Origin of the sequence: Pseudocolwellia antarctica, from assembly GCF_049933045.1 — a bacterium.
Classification (GTDB): domain Bacteria; phylum Pseudomonadota; class Gammaproteobacteria; order Enterobacterales; family Alteromonadaceae; genus Pseudocolwellia.
Genome location: NZ_CP187926.1, coordinates 3,460,255 through 3,485,756 on the forward strand (window position 1 = coordinate 3,460,255; position 25,502 = coordinate 3,485,756).

Here is a 25,502-nt window from a genome sequence, read left to right on the forward strand (position 1 = left end):
ATTTTTAAACAGGCTATAAATTTTAGAGCAAACAAACTAATTCTTTGCTATTTCATTATTCTAACGCTAAACAAAACTTTTAACAGAACTTTTTCATACGCATTTTTCTCACAATGTTTAAAATTAATAGCTAGGTTTTATCTATGTTGCTTCAACTAAATACTATTTAAGTGTTATTATAAAATTTGTTATGGAAATGATTTATTAGATATGGACGTCGAGAAGCTTTTTTCGTATTTCCACATCATATTTATCATAGTCTCTCAGCCCACTATTAGAGTTTGGTAAAAATAAACAGTATGAATATACCCAGCATTTATAAGCCTTTTGCAGGTTTAGTTTTTTTATTTGCAGTTGTTTCTGTATTAAATCTTCCTATTTTAGCAACACTCTGGCGACATAGTTTTGATGATGGTACATACTCGCACGCGTATTTGATCCCTATTATTACCCTCTATTTGTACTTCAAACTTTCGGCTAATGGCTTACTTGCTTATAGAGAATCTATTTCATATGTTTCTCTTGCCTTATTAATAGGCAGTGGGTTCCTCTTATTTGTTACATCAAATGCTCAAATTAGTATCGGTTACTGGCTTTCTTTCTTAGCCGTATTAACATTTGGCGTGATGTCACTGTTTCGTTTTAATTGGTATGTCCTCTTCCCTACACTATTCTTAATTTTCATCTTTCCTTTATGGGGATTATTAACCGAAGTCTTACAAGCAATATCCGTAACTGCTGTAACTTATATGATGAGTTTTACAGGTATACCGACTTATGTTGAAGCGCAGTACATTACAATACCAGCAGGCGTATTTGAAATAGCAGATGGCTGCAGCGGTTTACGTTACATCATTGTATCGTTAGCAATAAGTACATTATTTATATTTATGTACATCAACAATACAAAGAAAGCTGCTACGTTTTTAACGGTAGCCATTTTAGGTGCATTACTGACTAATTGGATACGCATTACGGCATTAATACTTATTGGTGAGTATACGGATATGCAAAGTAGTTTAATGGAAGATCACAATACCTTTGGCTGGTATTTATATATTCCATTTATGTTTTTGTTATTTATGTGGGGTAATAAATTAGCTAATCATGATCTACTTTCAACACCTGAAAATAACACTTTAAGCCCTCTTGGCAGTTACCCTAAACAATCGAATGTATTGCTTTTATTAGTGGCTATTACTGTTTCATCTACAACACTAAAATCATTTTTTATACCTACACTACCTAACAACGCAGACGTTATAGCTTTAACCGAGATACAACCAACTATTGAACGTTATACAAGTGTTGAACAATTATCATCTAATGCGTCTGACCTTACTCCAATGGTTAACTTAAAATATTTTTTCAACGGTGTACTTGATAATGGTAAACCTACAGGTTTTGGTAATGATTACCTTCCAAAAGGCTGGCAGGAAGTTGATCAAGAAATAGTAGGGAAATGGCGTTATATAAGAGTAGCTAATAGAAGAAATGCCGCATTAGTTCGATACACGTATGAAATTAACAAGCAGCAAATGGCTTCTCCTGTAGCCTTTAAAAAGCAACGTTTGATAGAAGCACTAACAGGTAAAAGCGAAACTTACATGTATTGGCAATTCTTTGACTGCCTACGTGATTGTGATGCAGAAAAAAAACACGCTACAAACAACCAATTGATAATAGTGTAATGGTCTAAAGGAATGTCTGCTTTAATGGAAACATTCTCACAAAGCAGACTTTTATAATCTAATACATTAAACCCTTTAATATCGCTACATTAAGTAAAGTAGTTATGATTTTTGAGTGTTAGCACTATCAGGCATTTGAATTGGTAATATCAGCGTCACAAAAGTTGAATATAAAAAAGAGACAATGTTAGAAAGGTTAAGCAATGAGCATTATCTTATTTCAATCGATATTTCATTGAAAGAGCATTAATAATGGCTAATTATATAAAACAATGTTCAACGATTACCTTTTTGATATTAAGCCTAATATCTTTGAACAGTCTCGCCCAGAGCACTTCAATTGAATTTTCAGTTCCTAGCAATAAATCTATATTATTATTGCCTGTACCGAATATGATAATCCCATTAAATTCTGCATTAATAATCACTCAACAAGATAAAATTATAAATGCTTCTTATTCTTTGCTTAAAGTATGGAATACAGATAACACACCAAAATTTGTTCGCTTGTTAGCTATTCAACTAAAAAATATAAAACTCTTAACAAACGATAAACCTTTAAAGTTCACATTAAGCTGGTTTCATTCAAATGAAAGTCTTAAAAGTGACGTTTTTACCTTTAATAATCAGCCTCATTTAATATTTCCAAATCAATCATGGTTAGCAGAAAGTATTTTGTTGCACCCTGAAAATAAAGAAACGAATAGTAGCTGGTATACCAAAGGACAAACTTTATACGCTAACTTTGTTACTAGTGAGTCTTTATTAAATGAAAAAGGTTATCCAAACACTAGGTATTCTCAATGGTTATTTGATCGCCCAAGAGCAATTTACCAATTATATATTTTAACAGGTGAACCTAAATGGCTGAATGCAGGAACTCAATTAACACACTTTTATTTGAACAACTTAGATACTTCAGGAAAATTTACATTAAAAGAAAACTTCGACTTAAAGTATTTAATGCCTAACGGTTTGCTTTACCATTACTTCCTTACAGGTGATCACAAAATAGAGAATGTTTTAGAAACCCTTTTTGAAAAGTCATTGGTTTGGTCACCTAGCTACGAAAACGAAAATAAATTTTGGACCGAACGTCACCAAGCTTCAGCATTAAATGTGGCAATAGCTTATTGGGAAATATCAGGCAGTCAACGTGCTAAAAACAGAATAGATGAAATTATTGAAGCTACGGTGCAAATGGTATTTAATCCTACCAACAATTGGCCTTTAAGAGGTTGCCCTCAACATACTTATAAATCACACGAAGGTAAATCAGGTAACTCTCCTGTGTGCTCACCTTGGATGATGGCATTACTTGGCGACGCATTATGGCGATATTATCGTTTAATTGATGATAAAAAATCTTCAGCATTACTTAATGCTTTTGGTGATTTCATGCCTAATCATGGAATTCATTTTGCAGACAAAAGATTAAAAAACATGGTACTCCCTATCTACCTTTCCTCCATGGATAATCAACTTTTAGAAATAACAAACCAATGGACTGATCGTCAACATTCATGTGATGTTGCTAGCCTCATTGGAAAATCTTTATATATAAAGAAAAAAACAAATGAAAATACAGTGTTATTAGAAGAACTATTTAATGTATTTGTTCAACAATGCAAAGAAATGAACAAAAAAGATAAATATAATAAGAAAGATTATGTGCCTATGCTCCCTCCAAGACGCTTTGGCTGGACATACTCAACAACAAGTGATTTACCTTGGCTAACGTCATGGCTAAGTTCTTCAGCGGGCTAAATGAATATACCTTCTATGCAAAAGCAAAATAGCAGTAATATTAAATGGGAATTGATTAACGATTTCCATAAATTAACGGCTATTACACAACAATGGCAACGTTTAGTAGATCAATCTTCAGATCTCAGCCCATTCTCATCTCCACAATGGGTTTTAACTTGGTATAACAACTATTGGCAAAAAGGTTGGGAATTATCAACACATGCTGGCTACATTAACAATCAACTGGTTGTGATATTGCCATGTTATATTCAACACTCTCCTAAATTTCCATATCTGAAAGTATTGTACCCTTTAGGGCAAGGCGAACCTGAAGAAGAAGAAATATCATCAGAATATTGTGATGTCATTGTATCCAAAAGTATTACAGAAATTGCGTTAGTTGAGCTTCAAGAAAAAATAATGCTGCTCGATATAGATCAGATTCGATGGAATGCCACTGTACAAAATAGCTATATAAAAAAACTATTAGAAAAATCATTCCGCTATGAAGCACTATCAACTCACACTCGATATTTTGTAGAGCGCACAGAATGGTCACTAGAATCTCTGAGCAAAAACACACGAGCACGTTATAAGCGTTCAATTAATCAATTAAATAAGATTAACGCAACGCTTCACTGGGTTGAACCTAAAGACTATGACGAATACATAAAATTACTAATTAAATATCATCAAAAACTCTGGAACAGCAGAAATAAAGACGGTGCTTTTTCTCATGCAAGCTTTAAAGATTTTCATGAGCAATATAGATCTCAAAGCTCTATAAAAATGAGTGCAGTAACAGTTGATGGTACACCTATAGCAATTAATTACTATTTTGATGACGAAAACTCACTTTATTTTTATCAAAGTGGCTGGGATAGTGAACAATATTCGAATTTTTCACTTGGGTTATCTTTACACTTGTGGAGTATCGAAAATTGCGATTATAAATATTATGATTTTATGATGGGCGAAATGAAAGATAGCTACAAAGAGAAATTTGGTGTTCAGCAAGAACCTATGATTAATGTAAACATAACGATTAGTCCCAAAAAAATTTTTATACATAAGTTAATGCGTAAGATCATGTCTTTTGATAAGTAAGATGTATAATATGCTTCATAAGAAATGGAAGAGACATTTACCCTTTTTGATAGATAATAATCCTGATTATTACACTCTTGTTTCTCCATACTAATACTTTATAGATACCTAAAGGACTTAATTTCAAATGGCACGTAAGTTTCCCATGAATAATGAAAAAGACTCTAAAGCGGCTTTTTTCTTTTTATTCCTTTATACCGCCTCCACATTAATTCGTCCTCATGAAATGTTTCAAGCAAGTGTCGAATGGATAGTCATTAAAGTATTTGCCATTATTGCTTTTGGTTTAGTTCTAATGGTACAGAGGCCACTAAAATTATACCCACAACATTGGATGTTACTTTCTTTAGTGCCCTTAATTATAATATCTGGTTTTTTAAATGGCTCAGGTATGTTTGGCATAGAAGAAGCAAAGATGCTTCTTATAAGCGCAATTATTCCTTTATTTTTAATGAGTACTTGTATTACAACAATCAAACGTCAGCATATATTGATGGTGGTTTGCTTAATAGCTGCATTATTGATGGTACATAATGGTCATGTGCAACAAACGGCATATGAAGGCTTTGGTTGGGCATTACATACTCATTCCGTTGGTTATATAGACTTAGGTGAACGAAGAATTACCTATTTAGGTTTTTTTAATGACCCTAATGATTTAGGCATGTTTTTAGTTATGAATCTTCCTTTTGCTATGTACTTTTATTCTAAAGGTAAGTTTTTAATAAAATTAATCATGTTAGCTATATTATGCGCTTTGGGTTATGGCATTTTCTTAACAGGTTCAAGAGGTAGTATGCTTGGTGCCGGTGGATTAATTGGTATTTATCTATTAGTTGTAAATGCGGGACCTAAATTATTTATCTCAGTTGTATTATTGGCACCTATTGCTGCTACTGTTATTACTTCATTACAAAGTAGTATTGATTCTTCTGCCAATGGACGACTAGAAGCTTGGTATGCTGGTATACAAATGCTCATGGCCAATCCAGTATTTGGTGTTGGCAAAGGTAGGTTTTATGATCATCATGGTCTAGTTGCCCATAACTCCTATATACATGTTGCTGGTGAATTAGGTGTTCCTGGTTATTCTTTATGGGGTGGGGCCTTAATTTTTACAGTATTAACAGGCTATCTATTTATTAAAGCAAGTAAGCTAAAAAAAGAAGCCGCTGCTGCTGAATCGATAATAAATAAAGATTTAAATGAAAATATAAATGAAGCATTTGAAAATGAACGATTACTGAATAAAACATTATTCTTCTCTATGATTGGCTTTATGATCACCGGTTTTTTTATCAGCCGTATGTTTACCTTAACACTCTTCATTTTTATGGGTATGGCAATTGCGTCTCATATTCGTATGGTTAAAGTTTGTCCCGAATACCAAGAACACTTCAGTAGCTCTCCCGCATTAAGGTCTATGGGATACTGTTGGGTCGTTATAGTTGCTGTGTATATTTCATTAAAACTAGGCCTTTAAAGCCTAGTAGCTATTCCTAGTTCATGCAGTGTAAAATTACTAAAATATTATGAGTTCATTAAATGAAAAAAATTAAACTTATCTTCACATTACTAATAAATATTATCTTTTATGCTTTAGGTAATATCATCCCAAAAGATAAATCGGTATGGGTATTTAGTGCATGGTTTGGTCAAAAATATAATGATAATCCAAAAGCATTTTTTGAGTATGTGAATAAACATCATAAACAAAAGATCAAAGTAGTTTGGATCTCTAAGAATATTGACGTTATAAGTGAGGTGCGACAATTAGGTTACATTGCTTATCACGAAAAAAGTTTATCCGGAATTTGGCACCAACTAAGGGCGAGTAAAGTTATAATTTGTCAATCTTTACACGATGATCTGTTCGCTCCCTGTATTGGTAAAAAAACTAAAGTCATTCAACTTTGGCATGGCATCCCTTTAAAAAAGATCATGTTTGATGCTTTTGCCGATAAAAAAGAACAAAAGAATATATTTGGTCAATTTGTAGATTACTTATCGCCTTATAATGAACACAGAAATGATTTAGTTATTTCCACCAGTGAATTAACTCAAGCAACATTAGCTCAAGCTTTTAGACTAGATAAAGTTCAAGTTTTAACCTCAGGCTTCCCTCGTAATGATGTATTTTTCGAACATATCGAAAAATCAAAAAACGTCCCATTTAAATGTATTTATATGCCTACATTTCGAGGTGGAATAGCCTCAGAATGTGACTTATTTGAACGTTATGGTTTTGACTTTAAAGCAATAGAAAGTCAACTAATTAAACATAACATACAACTAACGCTCAGAATGCACCCTGTAAATAAACCACCAGTTCAAATTGTTGAAGAAATTAAAAATTCAACAGTAATTAAATTAGATGCCGGGAGCGATATTTATCAATCAATCAGCCAATATGATTGTTTAATAACCGACTATTCGAGTATTTACTTTGATTTCTTATTATCGAATAAGCCAATCATTTTCGCTCCTTTTGATTTAGATGAATACAAGAATCGTGAGCGTTCTCTTTATTTTGAATTTGAAGATGTTACATTAAAACCTTATTGTTATTCTTGGAATGAAATATTAGAACGTTTAATCTCATTAAAAGAACACCCCGTCGATGATGAATACAAAAGTGAATACAGTGCTTTAAAAGACAAGTTTCATGAAAAACCTATCGATGGTAAGTCTCCATTCTCAGCTAAATTATTTAGCCATTTAGATAGTCAATAAGGATATTAACTTATGAAAAGAGTACTCACATTTGGTACATTTGATTTATTTCATATCGGTCATTTACAAATATTAAAAAGGGCGAAAACTTTAGGCTCATACTTAATTGTAGGGATATCTACAGACGCTTTAAATTTTTCTAAAAAACAACGTAACCCTATATGTAATGAAACACAGCGGAAAGAAATAATCCAAGAGTTGAAATGTGTTGACGAAGTTTTTTTTGAAGAATCTTTAGAACTGAAACGCCAATATATTATTGATACTAAAGCGGATGTATTAGTGATGGGAGATGATTGGAAGGGACGCTTTGATGAATTTAAAGACATTTGCGAAGTGGTCTATCTACCAAGAACACCCTCAGTTTCTACAACTGAAATTATTGAGATAGTTAGGAGCATAAATTAAAAATGAACAATATAGCTATATTATCATGTTGGTTTGGTGAAAAGTTTAATAAACCTCAAAAAATCAATTCAATTTATGACTTAAAGGTATGGCTATATGCCACAATAAAAAGTTTTTTACCTTATCAATTATTAGATAAGCTGGGGTTCGACTCTATAATACCTAAGTCTCCTAAAGATATTAGAAACTGTTATTTTTATTCCAACAACTTAAAATTAAAAAAAGAAATTATTGATAAGGGATGGATATTTTGTTTCCTTGATAGCACTATTAATAATGGTGAAAGTATTGAATCTTCTTTACTTGCAAAAAAGGTAAAGTTTTTACAACTCAATGATGAAAATACAAGTGCGATTTATAGCTTTGAACATTTAATATACATGGACAGTCGTCGAATTACAGATGACATTATAAAAATAATCAAATTAAATACGAAAGGTATTTTAATCCGGAAGACTCCGAGAGAGAAGACAACAGTTTGGCATGAAGTCGATGAAGCAAAAGGACAGGAAAGGTATGCTAAAAGTATGGCCCAAACTGTAGATTTTATAAACGCTAAAATTGATATGGGCTATTCGCCAGAGTCTAGAGTAATGAATACAGGGGTTATTGCATATCATATGAAGTCACCTGAAGTTAAAGCTGAAATTCATTCACTCTGTGATGAAGTATATAATGCATGCTTAGATTTGGCACAACCAGAATGCCAGATTTTTTGGTGCATTTTGTCTCAGAGATATACTCAAATTATCAATCAACTAGATTTCTCAGTTATACAAACTCGTACTGGCGCGTAATTAATATTCGAAATGTACTAAGAAAACTTCAGATTATTATAGATAGTCACATTGTTTTTCAACCCCTAAAGTCTTAGAAAGAAGTGAGTTGATTTTGAATTAATATTTTCAATATCGAAACTGGAAATATTATAGTTACTCATATTTTATCTTAAGGATACATATATCAACTTTTTGTCATATTTTGTTCATATACACTTGGTAGTTTAGCTGCAAATATCTTTATCAGTTTAAACTCTATGAATGACATTATTTTATATGGCGCTTTTGATCGACACAATTATGGCGATCTCTTATTCCCTTTAATTATGGAGCGAGTTATTAATGATTTGCATCCTAAAAAGAAAGTGCTCATAGCTGGTTTAATCAATAGTAATTTATCAAAATATGGAGCAAGAAAAACTATAACAATAAAGAAAGCATTAAAAATGAGTAAGAATGATGCCACGTTAATACTGGCTGGTGGCGATGTAGTAGCTTGTGATTGGCAATCAGCCTATGGATACCTTTTACCAAAGTCTCTATTCCCATTATATGAGCGTATAGCTTGTTATTATTTCCCTAAGTTCACACAGTATATAACCTCTCGTCTTGTGGGTTTAACCTCTGATTTGCCGTTCAATTTAAGCCGTAATGACATGGGAACTTCAAGAAAAGTTATTTACAATTCAGTGGGAGCTACAGGCGTTTCAAATGTCACTAAGGAGCAGGATGTAAATGCTTTATGTGAGTTAATGAATGAGACTGATTTTGTTTCAGTAAGGGATAAATTTTCTCAATCTCAATTAGAAAGAGTAGGTTGTTCAACACCCAATTTAGCTCCTGATTCGGCCACGATTATGTCGTCTTATATTACTATCGATGAGCTTGAACAGAAGTCTTCATTTGCAACTAAAGATCTCATAGAAACGCATATCGAGGGATATATAGTATTCCAAATATCTCAAGGGCATGTAAGAGGCAAAGAAAAAGCATTTGCTGAAGCTCTATCTCAAACGAGTAAAGCTTTTAACTTACCTATAGTATTTATAGCAATAGGTAACGCAGCTGGCCACAATGACGTTACAGGCGTTCATAAAGTTGCTTCGTTACTGACTAAGGGCACAACTTACAGCACCTACTTAGATGGAAATATTTTCGATTTAATGAATATCATCCGTAACGCCTCTTGCTATTGCGGTACTAGTCTACATGGCTTAATTACATCAATGTCTTTTAGTGTGCCAAGAGTTGCTCTATTACCAACATTAAGAAAGCAAATTAATTACATGAATACATGGGATCTACCACATATGCCTAAAGGTGTTATGCCCGAAGATTTATCAGAAGCTGTTGGTATTGCTATGACGACTCCAAGTAAGGATTTGAAATCATTGGGGCAAAAATTAACGGATACTTACATGAGTAACTTTAAAAGCATGAGTTCAAGTTTTTAGAATTTATGTTTTAAAAATCGTAAGAGTGGATGATTTTTTATAGTCCTGAACGGCTTTTTATTTCTGAAGACTCAACGGCTTGTATAATATCACTGTAAGGTTGTGAGAGAAGACACCAGAGTATTTGGCATTCTGGCTGTTTTAGCTGAATGCAGGCATTATATACTTCATTACACAGGGCTTTTATTTCACTGCCTTGAGCATTCATAGCATAGGCAAGGATGCCCGTGTTCATTATACGATTATTAGCACAATAACCCTTTTGTAGCTTAGTGTGAATAAAGTCTATCGTTTTATCCATATGCTTAGCATACCTTTCCTGTCCTTTCGCTTCTTCTACCTCATGCCAAATGCTAGGTTTAAGCTTAGCTTCGTATCGCAGAAGAACGCCTTTTTGATTCTTCTCAATGATATGAGTAATCTCGTCAGTAACTCGTCGACTATCCATATATATAAGATGTTCAAAGTGGCTGAAGTTAGCGTCATCAATCTGGAGAAACTTAACTTTCTTAGCGAGTAATGAGGATGCAATGCTTTCGCCATTATTAATATCACTTTCAACAAAACAGAAATGCCATCCTTTGAACTGAACTTCTGTTTTTAGTCTTTTATTATTTGAATAAAAATAACAACTTTCAACCCCTTGAGGTGCCTGAGGAATTATAGATATAAACCCGAGAACATCTAATATCCTATATGATAAAAGGTTTTTTATTTTGGCGTAAAGCCATTGCTTACAGGTGATAAGTGAATTAATTTTCAGCGGTTTATTGAATTTGTGGCCAAACCAACAGGATAATACAGCGACATTTTTCATTTTGCTTTCCTTATCCTTTTAATTGCTTAAGTAGATGTTACCCGCGAAAGTGATCGACATGTAGTTGCTTAAACACTCTTGATAAAAAATAAAAACACTCATGATTTTTTAAAGTTAAATGGTATTTTCCCTTTAAATTTCAACGCCTTTTTTTCAACAAGATGCCAAGAGAGATAAGATATAAACATAGTCCCAATAAAAGAATAAACACATAGCTCTAAAACATTAACCCCAGGTATAAAAGCAATAACACTTTGTTGTACTGGCCAAGCATAGATATATATACCATAAGAGTAATCACCATATTTGTTAAATCCTCGGATCCAACCTTTAGGGATATAGGCGATATAGAATATGACATAAAAGATAGTGACATTATAAACAACAAAAAAGAGTTCAGTGTTTATTGAAGAGGCAAGTAAAGTAAAGAGTATAGGATAAAATATTTGCTCGGAAAGTATCAAATAATCCTTAAAAATGTAACATGCAGTTCCAATAAAAAACAATGAGTACAATCTAAAATCTTCAGAAGCAAAATATGAAATAGGTAAGAAAGTAAAAAAATGATTAGTAATATAAATTAGCATACCAAGCAGAGGTATTAATAAATATATTAAACGTTCATTTAACGCGCCATTCGACCAAATGAGTAAACGATTAATCGCAATGCTAAAAAAGACGAGAAGACAATAAGCTTTAACCTCAAACGGTAATGTCCACAAAGAGCCATTTACAACTCCCGACCAAGGTAAAGATTCGAATACACCAGGTAAACTAGCTTCCTCGCCAAAAAATAGTACTGTATTTTTTATAAGGAAAATATAAGTTTGAGCATCTGTTAGATACTGTATTAATGAATAACTTGTGAAGAATGCGCCTACAATAAATACACAAAATATTACAGCTATAAATAAGCCGGGATAAATACGAAGAAACCTTGCCCACAAGAAATTAGCTAAATCCTTTTTAACAAATAAACTATTAGCAATTAAAAAACCACTCGAGATGAAAAAAATATCAACAGCAATATGCCCGAATGACATATTAACGAGTTGTTTAAAAGGCTCAGTAGCATTATTACCTATAGACAAAGCATAGCTATGACTAAGTAACACACCAAAAGCTGCAATAAAACGGACTAAATTGAAATTATTATCTCTCGACTCTAAAAAACATGCTAAAGATTTGCGCAAAACTTCTTCTCCAGAAGAGAGTTATATAATAGAAGACTTAAGTCTTGAATGGCTTCAATTTAAAACCCAAACTATTATCACTAAAATAAAAACAACTTATCAAAATTAATTTGATCTCTTAGAAATTATTTTTTTACTAATAGACAGAAAATAATCTCCAGATATCTTTCTTAAGTTTTTGTCTAGTACTAATAGCCAACTAAGTATCAAGAAGATAGCAAAACTTAGTGCGCCACATATAACAAGTTCGAACCAAGAAATTGTTGTCATAACAACAAGCGCAAGCCACAAACCAACACCAAAAACTAAGAAGTTAGCCCAAAATAGTTTACGTATGATCAACCAAAGCTTTAACTGATTATAAAAACTATATAACCATAAGCTTAGCACAACATTTGCGATAAAAGAGCCGATTGAAGTCCCGATAGCGACACCAACGAGTCCATACTTCAAACCAAGTACAATTGATAATGAGATATTAGTTATGGCCCCAAAAAGACTCACTAATGAAATATACTTATGTTGAGCCTGTGCCAATAAAACTTGATTAACTGAAGTATAAATTGCCTGACAAAAGAAGGTGAAAATTAAGAAATAAAGAATATATGCAGCTGACTCAAACTCTTCACCAACCCAAAGTACGATAAAAGCTTTTCCTAAAATAATTAAAGGCGCTGAAAACAGTGTCGCAAAAAACAAGTTAATCATTATCGCATTATGAAATAACTCATCTAAACTTTCATTTTTAGACATTTTTTCTCATAAAAACAGGAGATAAGAAACCATTCACAGTGAACACAAATGACTTAATATGTTCAGCTAAGCGATTAGCCACACCATAAACAGCAACAGATGAAAGACCAATAAGCTTAGTAACGATAAACGGATCAGCTTTTGAATTTAAGGTGTTAGCAACACCGTTTGCTACTACATGCTTAGAAAACGCAAAAAGTGACTTTAACTCTTCTTTCGAGACTAACTTGAAGCTGAATTTCATGGCTGGATAAAGCTTCTTTATGTAATAAATCTTCACTCCATTCGTTAATACATCAGCAAAAAGAGTCGCTATTATTGCTCCCCAAATGTTCATGGTTGGTATTAATAAGAAGATTAAAATAGACTTTATTAATACATTTACCATAACCAAATTAGAGTCAATATCTAGTCTTAAGAAAGCAGTAATGAAACCATGAAAAGGGTTCATTAGAAAATCCATGATTATCTTTGCAGATAATACGAATAAAGCCATTTTGAGGGCATCAGCATCAACACTAGAGCCAAAAAAATCAGCTGAAAATAGTGCAACACAAGCCAACAAAGCAACAGCAGCGAGACCAAGACAACCAAAAAGCACTATGCTGGTAGAAAAAACGGTATTAACTTCTACAGGGTCATCTTTTTCCAACGCTAATATAGTATGGCGTTGAACTGCTGACGGAAAGCCTAGTTCAATCACATTAAACCAGCCAATTATCGAAAGAATCAATAACCAAAATCCGTATCCATTAGCGCCAAGTACATTGATAAAGTAAGGAGTAAGTAATAATGAAGATACAACTAATACTATTCTTTCTATAAATCGAAAAATGGAACTCTTAAAAAATAGTTTTTTAGTACTCATTATTCAGTACTCGTGGAAAAACATTCATAATTAACTCTTTGTAGATAATGGCTTTGTCTTTTACGCTATTTAACAAATTAGATAGCGCGTTTTGTTTTTTGTATTAATTGCCAAATAAAATTAGGGACTATTTTAAACAATCTCCCTTTTACTGACAATTTACTGTTGTTTTTCAATTTAGATGCTTTGAGCAGAGTGTCACCTGCTAGGTTAAACATCCCATTGTAAATATAGGTATTGGCGTATCTAACATGTAGGTTCTGTTTTATCTCATTCCAATCAACGGTCTTATTATGTTTCTCAGCCATTGGTTGAATTTTATCTAAACAGACTAACTCAGCAGCATGCATTTTTTCTTCATTTGATGAATAGTTATCACCATGGAATACATGAATGGCTAAATGTTCAGGTACAAAATCAAGCTCACAAACTAAAGAAAGTTTTAACCATGCTAACCAGTCATCTACTCCCATTAGGCTACGTTCGTCATCAAATGCTTGTGTTTCTTTCAATAAGCTCTTACGTGCAATGGCTGTACAGCACGTGAACATGTTTACTTGAATAAGCCTATCGAACACATCACCGCGATACTTACGTTCAAAACTTGGCTTATCTTGCTTGTTTAGATGTGCATAGTCAGCGATAGCGCCGCAATAAACGAGACCTACTTTAGGATTTTCGAATAAAGGGACTTGTTTGCTTAACTTAGTCGGTAACCAAAAGTCATCTTGATCACAAAAAGCGACAAGATCTCCACCTGCTCTTTCTATGCCGTAGTTTCGAGCTGCCGCCACACCACCATTTTGTTTGTGAAAGCCTTTAATAGAGCTATGGTTTTCTACTAAGGTATTTATCAATTGTTCAGAGTTGTCTTTACTACCATCGTTAATTAGCAATATTTCAACGTTATCGTAGTCTTGGGCTAAAATAGTATTAACCGTTGCTTCTAGGTATTCAGCCCCGTTATATACAGGTATGACAACAGAAACTAATGCGTTCATGCAGAGTCCTTAATGATTAATGTTCAATTAGCTATAAAGCATCATATATTTTTGTGCGACTGTTTCTAGTGAGTAATATTGTTCCACTAGTTGATAAGCTTCACTCCCCCACTTTTCAATAAGTTGAGGGTTTTCGGCTATATCAGTTAACAGTCTTGAAAGCTCTTTATCATCGTCATAGTTAAATAACTGACCTGTTACATTACTTTGCACGAGTTTAGGATTTCCACCGACTTTAGTCGCTAGCACAGGTATACTTCGCGCCATAGCTTCTAAAATGGCAATGGATAATCCTTCCATCTCGGATGTAACAATCATGACATCGATATGTTTATATATGTTTTCTCGGTCGACTAACATGCCATGAAAATGAGTATTATCAACTAGTTTACTCTCAGCTGCAGCAGACTTTAATAGCTCTTCACATGGACCATTACCAAAAAAGTGAACTTCAAATTTATTTGCTAATACTTCAGGCATTGATGAAATAGCTTTTAATAAACAGATCTGATTTTTCAAAGGCACCATTCTAGCTACGGAGCCTAATTTTATTTTAAGGTTTTGTTGATCAAGCGCTTGTCGATTATTTTCTTTCGGAATTAAAATTCCATTATCAACTACTGACTGTGGTTTACTTTGCCAACCATTTACTTGACCAAAAACCGTCTGTCCTTCATTTGAAACGAAAGTTATTTGATCAACAATGGAGTGAGTAATTTTATGCATAACTCGCCACTTAAACTGATTAAATGGTTCAGCTCCGTGACGTGTATAAATAACTTTTTTTCGTCTACATAATATTGGGCTATAACAAGTAAACAATAAGGTGAAGGGTGAATGAAAATGTAAAACATCAAACTCGCTTACCACACGTTTAAATGTTTGTATTTTTTCTAATCGACTGCCTTTAACAAAATGTACTGGGATGTTGTTTTTTATACATTCAGCAACTAAAACATCATCCTCTTCACCAAAAGACAAAATAGCACTGTTAAGTTTTAATGACTGACGTTGTTCAATAGCTAAGTCGATAACAAAACGCTCTGCCCCACCTATATTTAAACTTGATAATATATGCAGCACACTTTTAGGTTTAATAGTCACGTTTTCTCCTGATGTGCTTTCTATATTTTGCACACTGTTACTCGTCTTTTACCTGAAGGTGTTAAAGGAATATCATCTACAATATCAAAATTAATGGCTAAACTATCTTCCGAATATTTATTGATTATTTTCTCTATTGGCTGAAAGTCTGGCGATGTACTTTGATCATTAAGTACAATTTTTACGTTAATAGATTCTAATTCTGTTTGCACCACTTGAAATTTTGCGATCCAAGAGAAGTCTTTAAACATATGTGGAAATAACTCTCCAGGAAGTAGCTGACCATTAGGGCATTTTATAATATCTAACTTCCGCCCATCAACTGAATTCATCATAGGTAATGGATTGCCACAGTCACATGTCTCATGAGATAAGGTTGCACAATCACCATTAAGGTATCGAATGAGTGGCATACCGTAATTTGTTAGATCCGTTATGGCAATATCACCACTTTCTCCCATGACACTTTTGCCATCAACAAGGGTTTCAACCACGAGTTGATCAATGTTGATGTGTAAGCCTTGCTGTTTTTTACATTCAGAAGAAATAAGCATCACTTCACGACAGCCATAGGTATTATGAACAGGACAATTAAATGCTTTTTCGATTAATTCTCTTTGATGCTCATAAAGTGCTTCAGCTCCTGTGACAATAGTCTTTGGCTGATGCATTTTGATATTATTAGCGATAATGTATTTTGCTAATTCAACAAGAGGATTTACGTAACTTACGATGGCATCAGGTTTTATTTTATTGATACGCTTTGCATATTCATCAATATTACTGCTGTTCATCTCAAAAGAGTTCAGCATGTAATTATTAAAAAAACGATGATAAAGATCTTCTTTAAGCTGGCGAAAGGCAGATACATTACCTAAGCTCGCACCCCATAAATATACAGCTTTAGTACCTAAATCAGCACCAACTTCACCATATCCGCGCCAAGCTATAGCTAACCTGGCTTCGTGGCTTTCCATATTTAATTCAAAATGAAAAGGTTGTCCTGTAGAGCCACCTGTAGATTTTTTGATGTTTGTTGCTTTATTGCAAGCAGGCACAAGTTCGTCATAGTAAGTCATAACATCTTGTTTCGTTAATGCTGGTAATGTTGAGAACTTTTCAAGACTGTCAATTTGTTCTACAGATTCAATACCAACACTCTGCCAGACACGCTTGTAGTAAGGTACATTGTCCCAACAAAAGTGGAGTAGTTTTTCAAGTTGCTGCCACTGGTATGTTTTAAGTTCGTCCTGCTTCCATAATAGACGCTCGTTTGCCTGATTAACCTTTTCAACGACATTACTTTTTTTCAAGGTTGTATAGTAGAAAGGAAACAATACTTTAATAAAAAATTTTTTATAATTCATTTTTACTTCCAAACACTCTTATGCAGTTTTCTTAATAAGAGCTTTAATAACTTATGGGATAATTGTGTGGCGTTACAATTGCTGTCGACAGAAATTCTTTCTATACAAAATTCATCTAAATTCTTAGAGGTGTTTATACCTGAAATAAAAGAAAATGAGATTTGATAATATTTTTTTATGATTTTAACTGTGTCTGCTGTAAAGCTGTCTTTACCACCTACAGGATAAGCAAAAGCCTTAATACTTGTATTGAGTTCTTTTTCTATAAGCTCTTTAGAAGCTTTCGCTTCATGATCTTGCTCTTCAATACTTAAGTGAGACATGATTCTATGACTACAGGTTTGTGAACCAAACGCCATACCCGCATCACTCATTTCTCTCGCCATATCCCAAGTCATGAAAAGTGGTTCTTTATCCACAAGTTTTGTATCAGGTATTTGTAGTTTTTGCTCTAACTCTATGAGTATCTCTTCAATAGTTGAACCATTATTAACTTTAACGAGATCGAGAACTTGTCTAATACTGTTCGAAACATTGTCTTTAGATAGCACAATACTTTCAGACCAGTTTGTGAGCTTAACTTCATCAACTTGAGCATGACGAACCAAGTAGGCAATTCTATCCCACCATGGAATTTCGGCATTATTCATGAAGTTTGTGGCTAAAAAGAAAGTAGACGCTATTTTGTTTTCTAGCAATATAGGAAAGGCTTTACTGTAATTATCTATATAACCATCATCAAAAGTAATTAATGCATACCTTTTATCTCGAATTTTTCCATTCAATATTTCAGAAAGATCATCAATACTGACAACGGTGAAATTCTTCTTTAAATACAACATATGTTCAGAAAAATTAGCTTCATCACAGCTAAAAACATTAGGGTCATATTCGGTTAGACTAGCTTCGCCTATCCGATGATAGTTAAAACAGTAAAGTCCATTTGGCAGAACTGCATTAGCGATACATTTGCCGACTGCATGTTTAACATTTTTAAGCATCCTAGCTCCCATACAGCTATAGCTGCTTAAATGTCGGTTTAGCTAAAATAAAGTCTCTGTACTCATTAGGATTTCCATCCTTTCCAGCCTCTGCGGCTTTAGCAATATTGTACATTTCTCTTGCTGAAACATAATGAAGTATATAATTTTCACCATCATTATATTTTGTTTCTAAATAGGTATGCATATTATGACGAGGCTGCCCTAATAAGGTATCCATATCATTTTCTTGTGTACCGTGGGTATGCACTTTTATAAAAGTCCATTCTGGTCGACCTTTCACATGTATATGCGAACTAACCCATTGATCAATTCTACTTTTAAGTGGTGGACAAGCTTTTCTCACATCAGCATTTTCTACATGAGGTAAACCTTTTGGCGTTCGCCATTTAAAGTTAATTCCGATAGGTCCTTGAATTAACATGATATCGCCAGATTCTTCTTTGCCTACTTCAACATCAACGCCACTATCATGACTTTTACACATACCTGGTCTTCCAGTTGCGTAATAAATAGAATTAACTTTACTTGTTTGTGCAGGACTTGGTGTTGCAGGCAGTGTCATATCAACATAACAACCTGTTTGATTTAGTAAAGCAAGTTCATTATCTATTCCACACATGTAACCATCAGGAAGTGAGTTATCAAGTGACCAGTTACCATGAATAAAGGCATACATTATTTGCTCAGTTTCAGGATGAACAGGTAAAGCACCATGGTCATGATGTAATTTATTGGCAAAATCAGTCATTACTTTAGTGAAGTTTTCTGGCGTATCATTATCGTGGTGTAAATGTATTTCTATTTCACCAAAGCCGCGATAACACATATCCGATAACTTAGCTAAATGCTCATGCCTGTACTCTTCTTCTGGGTAGAAAAACGAGTGCTTTGGCATAACACCATCAGCATCTTTATGTTGCTCAGCCATTAAAGGGTAATCTTTAAACCAACGATCAACTCTTTTACGCTCTAATTCGATATTATCGCGATTTTTCCATTGAGGTTCGAAATGATCGACAAAACAAAATAAAACATGAATAGGTTTATCCGTTTTCGGTTTATTTAATCTATTTTTTAAATAGGGGAAAAACCACATATCCATATTTTTCTTTTTTAATACGAGCCAAAATAAAGTACTTCCAGCTAACAATAATAATACAGTGATAAAACCTAACATTATTTAGTTTCTCCTTGTCGTGCTGTACGTTGCCAGCCACCGTTTTTTTGACCTTTTAAAAATAATATAAAGCCTTTGCCTAATGCGGTATTCATAGATAAAAAGAAGCTAATAATAGCCACTACACTACCGACTTTAACTCCTTGACTGATCTTTTTGGTGCCATACCAGCCAATAGTATAAAAAGCTACTTGCCCAATTAAAAGAGCAACATATAAAGGCTCACCTAATAAAAAGAAGTTAGCGATAAACACCAATACCATTAAGTGAGGTGCATACCATCGAAATACTTTATGAGACCAATAACAAAAACTAAACCAACCTTGAGTGGGTGATAGTGCCCATAAATTACTGTTGAAGGCTTTATAATTACCCACTCCAATTCTTACTCTACGCCCAATTTCATCATTCAAAGATGGCGCAACTTCTTCTGAAGCGATAGCTTTATCATTATATAAAACATCATAGCCCTGCTTTTTAACATTCATCGCTATACAAAAATCATCAACAATTGTGTCTTTAGATAGAGGTATATATAACTCTTTTCGAATAGCATAAATAGCGCCGTTTGCGCCTAATATACCACCTAGAGCAGATTCACATTTTTTGAGGAATTGTTCGTACTTCCAATACAAGCCATCTTTATTCTGATTACCATCATCAGTAATTAATAAAAGTTCACCCGAAACTGCACCTGTTTTCTCTGAAAAGCTCTTAATAAGTACATCAACAGCATTAGTTTCAAATTCGGTATTAGCATCAGTAAAAACTAAGAATTCAGCTTGTGATTCAGCTACAAGATCATTGAGAATTGATATTTTCCCTCGATTCTCTTCAAAGTTAAAAGCTTTAACTCTTGGATCTGTGAAACGTGTAATAATAGCGCCTGTATTATCTTTACTACCATCTGAAGCAACAAGTACATTTAAGTTACCTGCATACTCTTGAGCTAGTGCATTTTCAATACGCTCTTTTATACAAGATTCTTCATTATATGCTGCGATAATTATATCAACATCAGGATATTCTTGAATATCTGTGCTTTCAATACTTTTTGGAGTAACAAAGATTTTTAACAATAATGGGAAAATAAAATACGAATACGCCAATACAACTAGAGAAATCCAAAATAGGGTTAGCATTTTTCATCCTGAGGTTTATTAATTATTCTTGCGGGAATACCGACAACAGTAACATTGCTCGGTACGTCTTTAACTACAACAGCATTAGCGCCAACTTTAACGTTGTCACCAATAGTAATACCACCAATAATTTTTGCTCCTGCCCCTATAAAAATGTTATTCCCCAATAATGGAGCTTTACCTTTTTCGTCGCCAATAACTACGCCGCTTTCAACAGTAATATCAATTCCGCCACGTACTTTCGAATTTATAACTACACCCACAGGGTGCATTATCACAAAACCTTTATCAAACGTAGCTTGAGCGCCAATAACACACCCATTAATCACTCTATTTAACCAAAGAGTGATTATGGCAAGAGGAGATAAACGATACTTCATTAAGAACTGAGTAGCTCTGTAAAAAAAGTTAGCCGAAGTGCCATCACTCATCAATGTTCTAAAGGTAGATACTTGATAACCTTCGCCCATTAATATCTGTTGTTTACGTTTTATATCACTTTTTAGATATTGCATTAGCTACTTCCATTCTTTGTAGAACACACTCTACGTTTTGTTGCCAATCAAACCTACTTGAATGCTTCAAGATCTTGCTTTGTTCCCAATCCGTAGTTAACGCTTCTGCAATTGCCTTTTCTAGCTGAATTGTATTTTTAGATTCAACCAATAAGCCCACATCTTCTGTCACTACCTCAGGTATTCCGCCTACTGTAGTTGCAACAACGGGGATCCCACATGCAAAGGCTTCGAGCAACACATTGGGCACACCTTCACGATAACTAGGTAAAACAAGTAATGCGCTGGTTCTAACTTTCTCAGCAACTATATTTAAAGGAATTGAACCATGCAGATTAATATTTAAATGATGAGATTGAGCACGTTGCTGGATAGACTCTTTTAAAGGACCTTCACCTATAATATCTAAGATCACATCAGGGTTATTTGCTTGCACACCTTCAAAAGCTGAGACTAATTCATTAACCCCTTTCGTTGGGATCAAGCTACCTACAAAGATGATACGTTTTTCATTTGATAACTGATCACTCGGATAGAATATTTCACGATTCACGCCATTGTAATTCACTAACAGTTGTTCTTTAGCAATGCCCGTATCTTCAAGAGAATCAGCTAATGCTTGGCTAGCACAAAATATGGTATTAGCTTTCGAAAGCCATTTTTTAATGAGCTTACGTCTAGAGGGGAATAACGTATTTTCATTAACATCAGTGCCATGAACTTTTACGAATAAAGGCAGCTTTAACCATTTGTTGATCATAGAGGATGCTACTGCATCGGGAAATCCCCACGATGTATATAGAATGTCTGACTTTTGTTTCTTCATCCAAGGCAACATAAAAAACAATGAAAAAGCTTGGAAAAAAGGAACCAATCTTCGACCTATTTTAGGTATATAAAAATATGGGCAATATTGAAGGCTATCATTCGATTTGCACACTGAACGATTTTTAAACCATTCAGTCCAAGGAAGTAACAATACAATTTTCACATCGTTACTTTTACCTAAAAAATCAAACTGTTGTTTATTAAAGCTTGCCCGATTAGGTCCCCAAGGTACAGGATACAAGTTAGTAATGATTAATACATTTTTACTTTGCGCAGACATTACTTAGCCAGTCTCTCGTAAACTGGAAGATACTGTTTCGCTGTATTTAACCAATTCCTTTCTTCTGTAACATACACCAATCCAGCTTCACTTATTTGCGTTAATAGTTGAGTGTCATCAATTACATTTAAAATAGTATTAGCTAATGCATCTGAATTGTCGGCTTCAAACAGAAAGCCTGTTTTGTTATGGTTTATAAGTTCTCTGTGGCCACCAATATCTGAAGCGATAACGGGCTTAAATTGCGCCATAGACTCTAAAGGCTTAAGTGGTGTTACTAATTCTGTTAATCGGATACTCTCACGCGGGAATACCATAACGTCAGCTAAGCTATAATAATCGCCTACATTTTCAAAAGGCACTCGACCAACAAAAGTTACAAATTTTTCTAAATTTAATGCTGTCACTTGTTTCTGTAAGTTCTCTAATTCATTACCTGCACCTACAAGTAATAAATGAATATCGTCTCGAGTTTTAGATATGATGTTTATGGCATCTATAGCGTAAGATAGGCCTTCGTATTTAAAAAATGTACCAACAAATGCAACCACTTTTTTGTTCGCTAAATTAAATAATTTCTCTAATTCAGCGTTACGTTGATATAAAGGTTTAAAGTTATCGATATCAACCGCATTAGGCGTAACATAAAGTTTAGACTCTGGAATACCGCGCTTGATTAAGTCTTCCTTTAAGCCATTACATATACAACTTACCGCATCAGCTTTATCAAAAGCACTTTGTTCGATAGCTTTGATTGTTTTGTATTTTAAGCTACCTTCAGTAGTTTTTCCTGTATCAACAGCCGCATCTTCCCATAAAGCTCTTACTTCATAAGTCACAGGTATGTTGTATTTTTTACCTACTTTAATTGCCGCTAGGGCATTAAACATAGGAGAATGTGTTTGAATAACATCTGGCTTATCTGCAATAACCGCTTGCTCTATTCTTTTAGCTAAATGGTTAATATGATGTAAGTAATTTACAAATGGGATTTTTGTTAAAAAAGATTGTGATGCTTGAGTGCGTTCATATATTACTCCATCAACATTTTCTTCCATTTCCTTGAAGTCTTGATATCTTTGACTGGTAAGCTGCTTGGTAACAATACCAATCTTTCTTTGATGCCTAATGATAGCGTCAGATCTTAATGAATAGCCACTAATGTTAGGGCGTGAATATTCTAATATATGTAAAATTTTCAATTTGAAGCCTTATAATTTAAACCTAACGGTTACCTACCTTTACCAAACAACACTATTTCGACCGTTCTGATCAAAATAAGTAAATCTAATAAAAAGCTACGGTGTTTAATATAATATAAGTCGTATTTCAGTTTTTCTAATGAGTCTTTCTCAGTAGATCCATAAGGGTATTTTAACTGAGCCCAACCTGTTAAGCCGGGTTTAACATTATGTCTTTCATTGAAATACGGAATGTTTTTGATCAATTGCTGAACAAACTCAGGTCTTTCAGGTCTCGGCCCTACAAATCCCATATCGCCTTTAATAACATTATAAATTTGTGGTAACTCATCAATTCTATATTTTCTGATAAATTTACCAATTTTCGTCGTTCTATCATCATTCAGCTGAGCCATTTGTGCACCGTCTTTTTCGGCATCTAGTCTCATACTACGAAATTTGAAAATATTAAAAGCTTCACCATCTAAACCAACACGCTCTTGAAGATAAAAAATAGGCGCATTTAACCCTTCATCAAGCTTTATTAAAATAGCTGTGATCAACATTATAGGCCAAGTAACAGATAGCAAGAGTAGCCCCATGCTCGCATTAAAGATCCAATCTAATGTATTTCGTAAATGATTCGCTGAAGCAAAACCATTTGAATATATAACCCAACTTGGGTAAATAAGATTCACAGCTATTTGAGCTGTTTCTCTTTCAATGAAATCTAATATTTCAGTGATTTCTACGCCACGAATTTTACATGCGAATAGTTCATCTACTGGTAAATTGTTTCGTCTTTCATCACTTGCTACTACAATCTCATCAATTTCATTTTCAAGTACGTAATTAACTAAAGAAGCATCAAATACAATACGATTTTCGTTAACAACACCACCGTCAAGATCACCTTCCATAACGATAAAGCCATGTACATGAAATCCTTGTCGGTCAACATCTCTTCTCATACGTTTTTCAATAATAGAAGCTCGTTGCCCAGCACCTAAAACTAAAACTTTACGCTTATTAAAACCAAAAAAATCTAATTTCAAAGTAATATAACGAAAACCACAGCCCCAAATAAGACTCAGTAAAGAGGCAACAGCCAATAAATTTACAGGCAATGCATTATCGCCATAAAAAGGGTTGGTAAGTGTCACTATAAAAAAAGCAACCGCTATAGAGACTAAAACTCGTCTAGAAACACCTCTAAAATTTTCTCTTAATTTAGAGTCATATAAACCTAAGGCAAGTGAAGACAACTGTATTATTAAAGCAAAAAGTACGGCGTGAAGGGAAAGAGCTCCTGTGGTAATAGAGGTATCTTGAATCAAGTTGTATAAATCATTTACATAATGGGTAAGTAAAAAAGCGCCAGAGAATAAAACAAACTCAACCAAAACAACAACTTGGTTACCTGTGGACATATCTCGTAAATTAGGGCTAGACATAGGTTCTAAACTTTCCTTTAAGCAGTGGGTATATTGAAGCTTTTAGAATTTGGGCGTATTACAATGGATAGTACAGCAAATGTAAAGACACATACTTATATAGTAACAATATCGATAAAATTTAACATCACTTAAATGATGTGCATCCTAGATGGAAATCAAATATAATTATAAGAACATATATAAATTTGGTTTTGATAATAAAGGTTGCAACCATGGATAATTGCTTAATTAAACGAATAATATTTATTGGATTTTTACTAACTGCTCAACTGATTTCGGGCTGTGCATCTACAAATTCAACACTTCCTTCAGCGACAGTTCACTCTTCAACAACTACCGATGTAGCTTCATATAAATATTTAATTGGCGCAGGAGATGTAGTTAATATTTTTGTATGGCGTAACCCTGAAGTTTCAGGAACATTTACTGTAAGACCTGATGGCATGATCACAACATCTTTAGTTGAAGACATCGAAGTTTCAGGTAAAACACCAACAGAATTAGCTAGAACAGTTGAAAGTATTTTAAGTACTTACATAAAAGAACCCGTAGTAACGGTAACGGTTAATGAATTTAACGGTCCTTTTAGTGAACAAATTAGAGTAATAGGTGAAGCTTCAACACCTAGAGCAATTAACTACACTCAGCACATGACTTTACTTGATGTAATGATTGGTGTTGGTGGTTTAACTGAATTTGCTAATGGAAACAGTTCAGTACTTGTTCGCGTAGAAGATGGCGTTCAAAAGCAATATCAAATATTTATTAATGATTTAATAAAGAATGGTCAAATATCAGCTAATGTTGATGTATTGCCTGGCGATATTATTGTTATTCCTGAAACATGGTTTTAAATGAAAGTTTTTATAACAATATTTTATCCCATATTTAGAG

General features: G+C 33.8%; 23 protein-coding genes. 9 read left to right on the top strand and 14 right to left on the bottom strand.

From position 1 onward, the window contains the following. The first annotated feature begins 299 nt into the window (after positions 1–299). The 8 genes from xrt to ACPUVN_RS15065 all read left to right on the top strand — a co-directional run bounded on the left by xrt (position 300) and on the right by ACPUVN_RS15065 (position 9,921). Positions 300–1,691 (top strand): exosortase, encoded by a 1,392-nt coding sequence (gene xrt, locus ACPUVN_RS15030; protein WP_426369342.1) that lies wholly within the window; start codon positions 300–302, stop codon positions 1,689–1,691. 252 nt (positions 1,692–1,943) lie between these two features. Next, positions 1,944–3,458, top strand: a complete 1,515-nt coding sequence (locus tag ACPUVN_RS15035; protein WP_426369343.1) for a hypothetical protein — start codon at positions 1,944–1,946, stop codon at positions 3,456–3,458. Further along, the gene (locus tag ACPUVN_RS15040) at positions 3,459–4,547 is read left to right on the top strand and encodes a GNAT family N-acetyltransferase (protein ID WP_426369344.1); all 1,089 of its coding nucleotides are present in this window, start codon (positions 3,459–3,461) and stop codon (positions 4,545–4,547) included. Positions 4,548–4,674: 127 nt separating this feature from the next. Then, on the top strand, positions 4,675–6,030 hold the full coding sequence (locus tag ACPUVN_RS15045; RefSeq protein WP_426369345.1) for an O-antigen ligase family protein: 1,356 nt from the start codon (positions 4,675–4,677) through the stop codon (positions 6,028–6,030). A gap of 62 nt (positions 6,031–6,092) precedes the next feature. Next, positions 6,093–7,280: a CDP-glycerol glycerophosphotransferase family protein gene (locus ACPUVN_RS15050; RefSeq protein WP_426369346.1), complete on the top strand. Its 1,188-nt coding sequence runs from the start codon at positions 6,093–6,095 to the stop codon at positions 7,278–7,280. Positions 7,281–7,292: 12 nt separating this feature from the next. After that, positions 7,293–7,688, top strand: coding sequence for an adenylyltransferase/cytidyltransferase family protein (locus tag ACPUVN_RS15055; protein ID WP_426369347.1), 396 nt, complete (start codon positions 7,293–7,295; stop codon positions 7,686–7,688). A 2-nt stretch (positions 7,689–7,690) separates the two neighbouring features. Beyond that, on the top strand, positions 7,691–8,485 hold the full coding sequence (locus tag ACPUVN_RS15060) for a hypothetical protein (protein ID WP_426369348.1): 795 nt from the start codon (positions 7,691–7,693) through the stop codon (positions 8,483–8,485). Between the two features lie 239 nt (positions 8,486–8,724). Then, complete coding sequence (locus tag ACPUVN_RS15065) at positions 8,725–9,921, top strand: polysaccharide pyruvyl transferase family protein (protein ID WP_426369349.1); 1,197 nt, start codon at positions 8,725–8,727, stop codon at positions 9,919–9,921. Between the two features lie 37 nt (positions 9,922–9,958). Here the strand turns inward: ACPUVN_RS15065 and ACPUVN_RS15070 are convergent, their stop codons facing one another. The 14 genes from ACPUVN_RS15070 to ACPUVN_RS15135 all read right to left on the bottom strand — a co-directional run bounded on the left by ACPUVN_RS15070 (position 9,959) and on the right by ACPUVN_RS15135 (position 24,605). Further along, positions 9,959–10,738, bottom strand: a complete 780-nt coding sequence (locus tag ACPUVN_RS15070) for a hypothetical protein (protein WP_426369350.1) — start codon at positions 10,736–10,738, stop codon at positions 9,959–9,961. A gap of 98 nt (positions 10,739–10,836) precedes the next feature. Next, complete coding sequence (locus tag ACPUVN_RS15075; RefSeq protein WP_426369351.1) at positions 10,837–11,931, bottom strand: acyltransferase family protein; 1,095 nt, start codon at positions 11,929–11,931, stop codon at positions 10,837–10,839. A 105-nt stretch (positions 11,932–12,036) separates the two neighbouring features. Next, positions 12,037–12,684: a polysaccharide biosynthesis C-terminal domain-containing protein gene (locus tag ACPUVN_RS15080; RefSeq protein WP_426369352.1), complete on the bottom strand. Its 648-nt coding sequence runs from the start codon at positions 12,682–12,684 to the stop codon at positions 12,037–12,039. After that, on the bottom strand, positions 12,677–13,552 hold the full coding sequence (locus ACPUVN_RS15085) for an oligosaccharide flippase family protein (protein ID WP_426369353.1): 876 nt from the start codon (positions 13,550–13,552) through the stop codon (positions 12,677–12,679). The genes ACPUVN_RS15080 and ACPUVN_RS15085 overlap by 8 nt, the downstream gene beginning before the upstream one ends. A 77-nt stretch (positions 13,553–13,629) precedes the next feature. Then, positions 13,630–14,553: a glycosyltransferase family 2 protein gene (locus ACPUVN_RS15090; RefSeq protein ID WP_426369354.1), complete on the bottom strand. Its 924-nt coding sequence runs from the start codon at positions 14,551–14,553 to the stop codon at positions 13,630–13,632. A gap of 27 nt (positions 14,554–14,580) precedes the next feature. Beyond that, complete coding sequence (locus tag ACPUVN_RS15095; RefSeq protein WP_426369355.1) at positions 14,581–15,657, bottom strand: glycosyltransferase family 4 protein; 1,077 nt, start codon at positions 15,655–15,657, stop codon at positions 14,581–14,583. A 20-nt stretch (positions 15,658–15,677) separates the two neighbouring features. Further along, positions 15,678–17,024, bottom strand: coding sequence for a phenylacetate--CoA ligase family protein (locus tag ACPUVN_RS15100; protein ID WP_426359511.1), 1,347 nt, complete (start codon positions 17,022–17,024; stop codon positions 15,678–15,680). A gap of 2 nt (positions 17,025–17,026) precedes the next feature. Beyond that, a complete protein-coding gene (locus tag ACPUVN_RS15105; RefSeq protein ID WP_426369356.1) occupies positions 17,027–18,025 on the bottom strand; it encodes a polysaccharide deacetylase family protein in 999 nt (332 codons plus the stop codon). A 16-nt stretch (positions 18,026–18,041) separates the two neighbouring features. Next, positions 18,042–19,205 carry a hypothetical protein gene (locus tag ACPUVN_RS15110; RefSeq protein WP_426359509.1) on the bottom strand — a complete coding sequence of 388 codons (1,164 nt, stop codon included), beginning with the start codon at positions 19,203–19,205 and terminating at the stop codon, positions 18,042–18,044. Next, a complete protein-coding gene (locus ACPUVN_RS15115; protein ID WP_426359508.1) occupies positions 19,205–20,347 on the bottom strand; it encodes a glycosyltransferase family 2 protein in 1,143 nt (380 codons plus the stop codon). Before ACPUVN_RS15115 ends, ACPUVN_RS15110 begins: the two co-directional genes overlap by 1 nt. Continuing rightward, positions 20,341–20,862, bottom strand: a complete 522-nt coding sequence (locus ACPUVN_RS15120; RefSeq protein ID WP_426369357.1) for a serine O-acetyltransferase — start codon at positions 20,860–20,862, stop codon at positions 20,341–20,343. The genes ACPUVN_RS15115 and ACPUVN_RS15120 overlap by 7 nt, the downstream gene beginning before the upstream one ends. Further along, complete coding sequence (locus tag ACPUVN_RS15125; RefSeq protein ID WP_426359506.1) at positions 20,843–21,970, bottom strand: glycosyltransferase; 1,128 nt, start codon at positions 21,968–21,970, stop codon at positions 20,843–20,845. The genes ACPUVN_RS15120 and ACPUVN_RS15125 overlap by 20 nt, the downstream gene beginning before the upstream one ends. Continuing rightward, the gene (locus tag ACPUVN_RS15130; RefSeq protein ID WP_426369358.1) at positions 21,970–23,172 is read right to left on the bottom strand and encodes a TIGR04063 family PEP-CTERM/XrtA system glycosyltransferase; all 1,203 of its coding nucleotides are present in this window, start codon (positions 23,170–23,172) and stop codon (positions 21,970–21,972) included. Before ACPUVN_RS15130 ends, ACPUVN_RS15125 begins: the two co-directional genes overlap by 1 nt. Positions 23,173–23,201: 29 nt before the next feature. Beyond that, positions 23,202–24,605, bottom strand: a complete 1,404-nt coding sequence (locus tag ACPUVN_RS15135; protein WP_426359504.1) for a TIGR03013 family XrtA/PEP-CTERM system glycosyltransferase — start codon at positions 24,603–24,605, stop codon at positions 23,202–23,204. 215 nt (positions 24,606–24,820) lie between these two features. On the opposite strand from ACPUVN_RS15135, the gene ACPUVN_RS15140 reads away from it, so the two are divergent. After that, positions 24,821–25,462 (top strand): XrtA/PEP-CTERM system exopolysaccharide export protein, encoded by a 642-nt coding sequence (locus tag ACPUVN_RS15140; RefSeq protein WP_426359503.1) that lies wholly within the window; start codon positions 24,821–24,823, stop codon positions 25,460–25,462. Positions 25,463–25,502 lie beyond the last annotated feature (40 nt).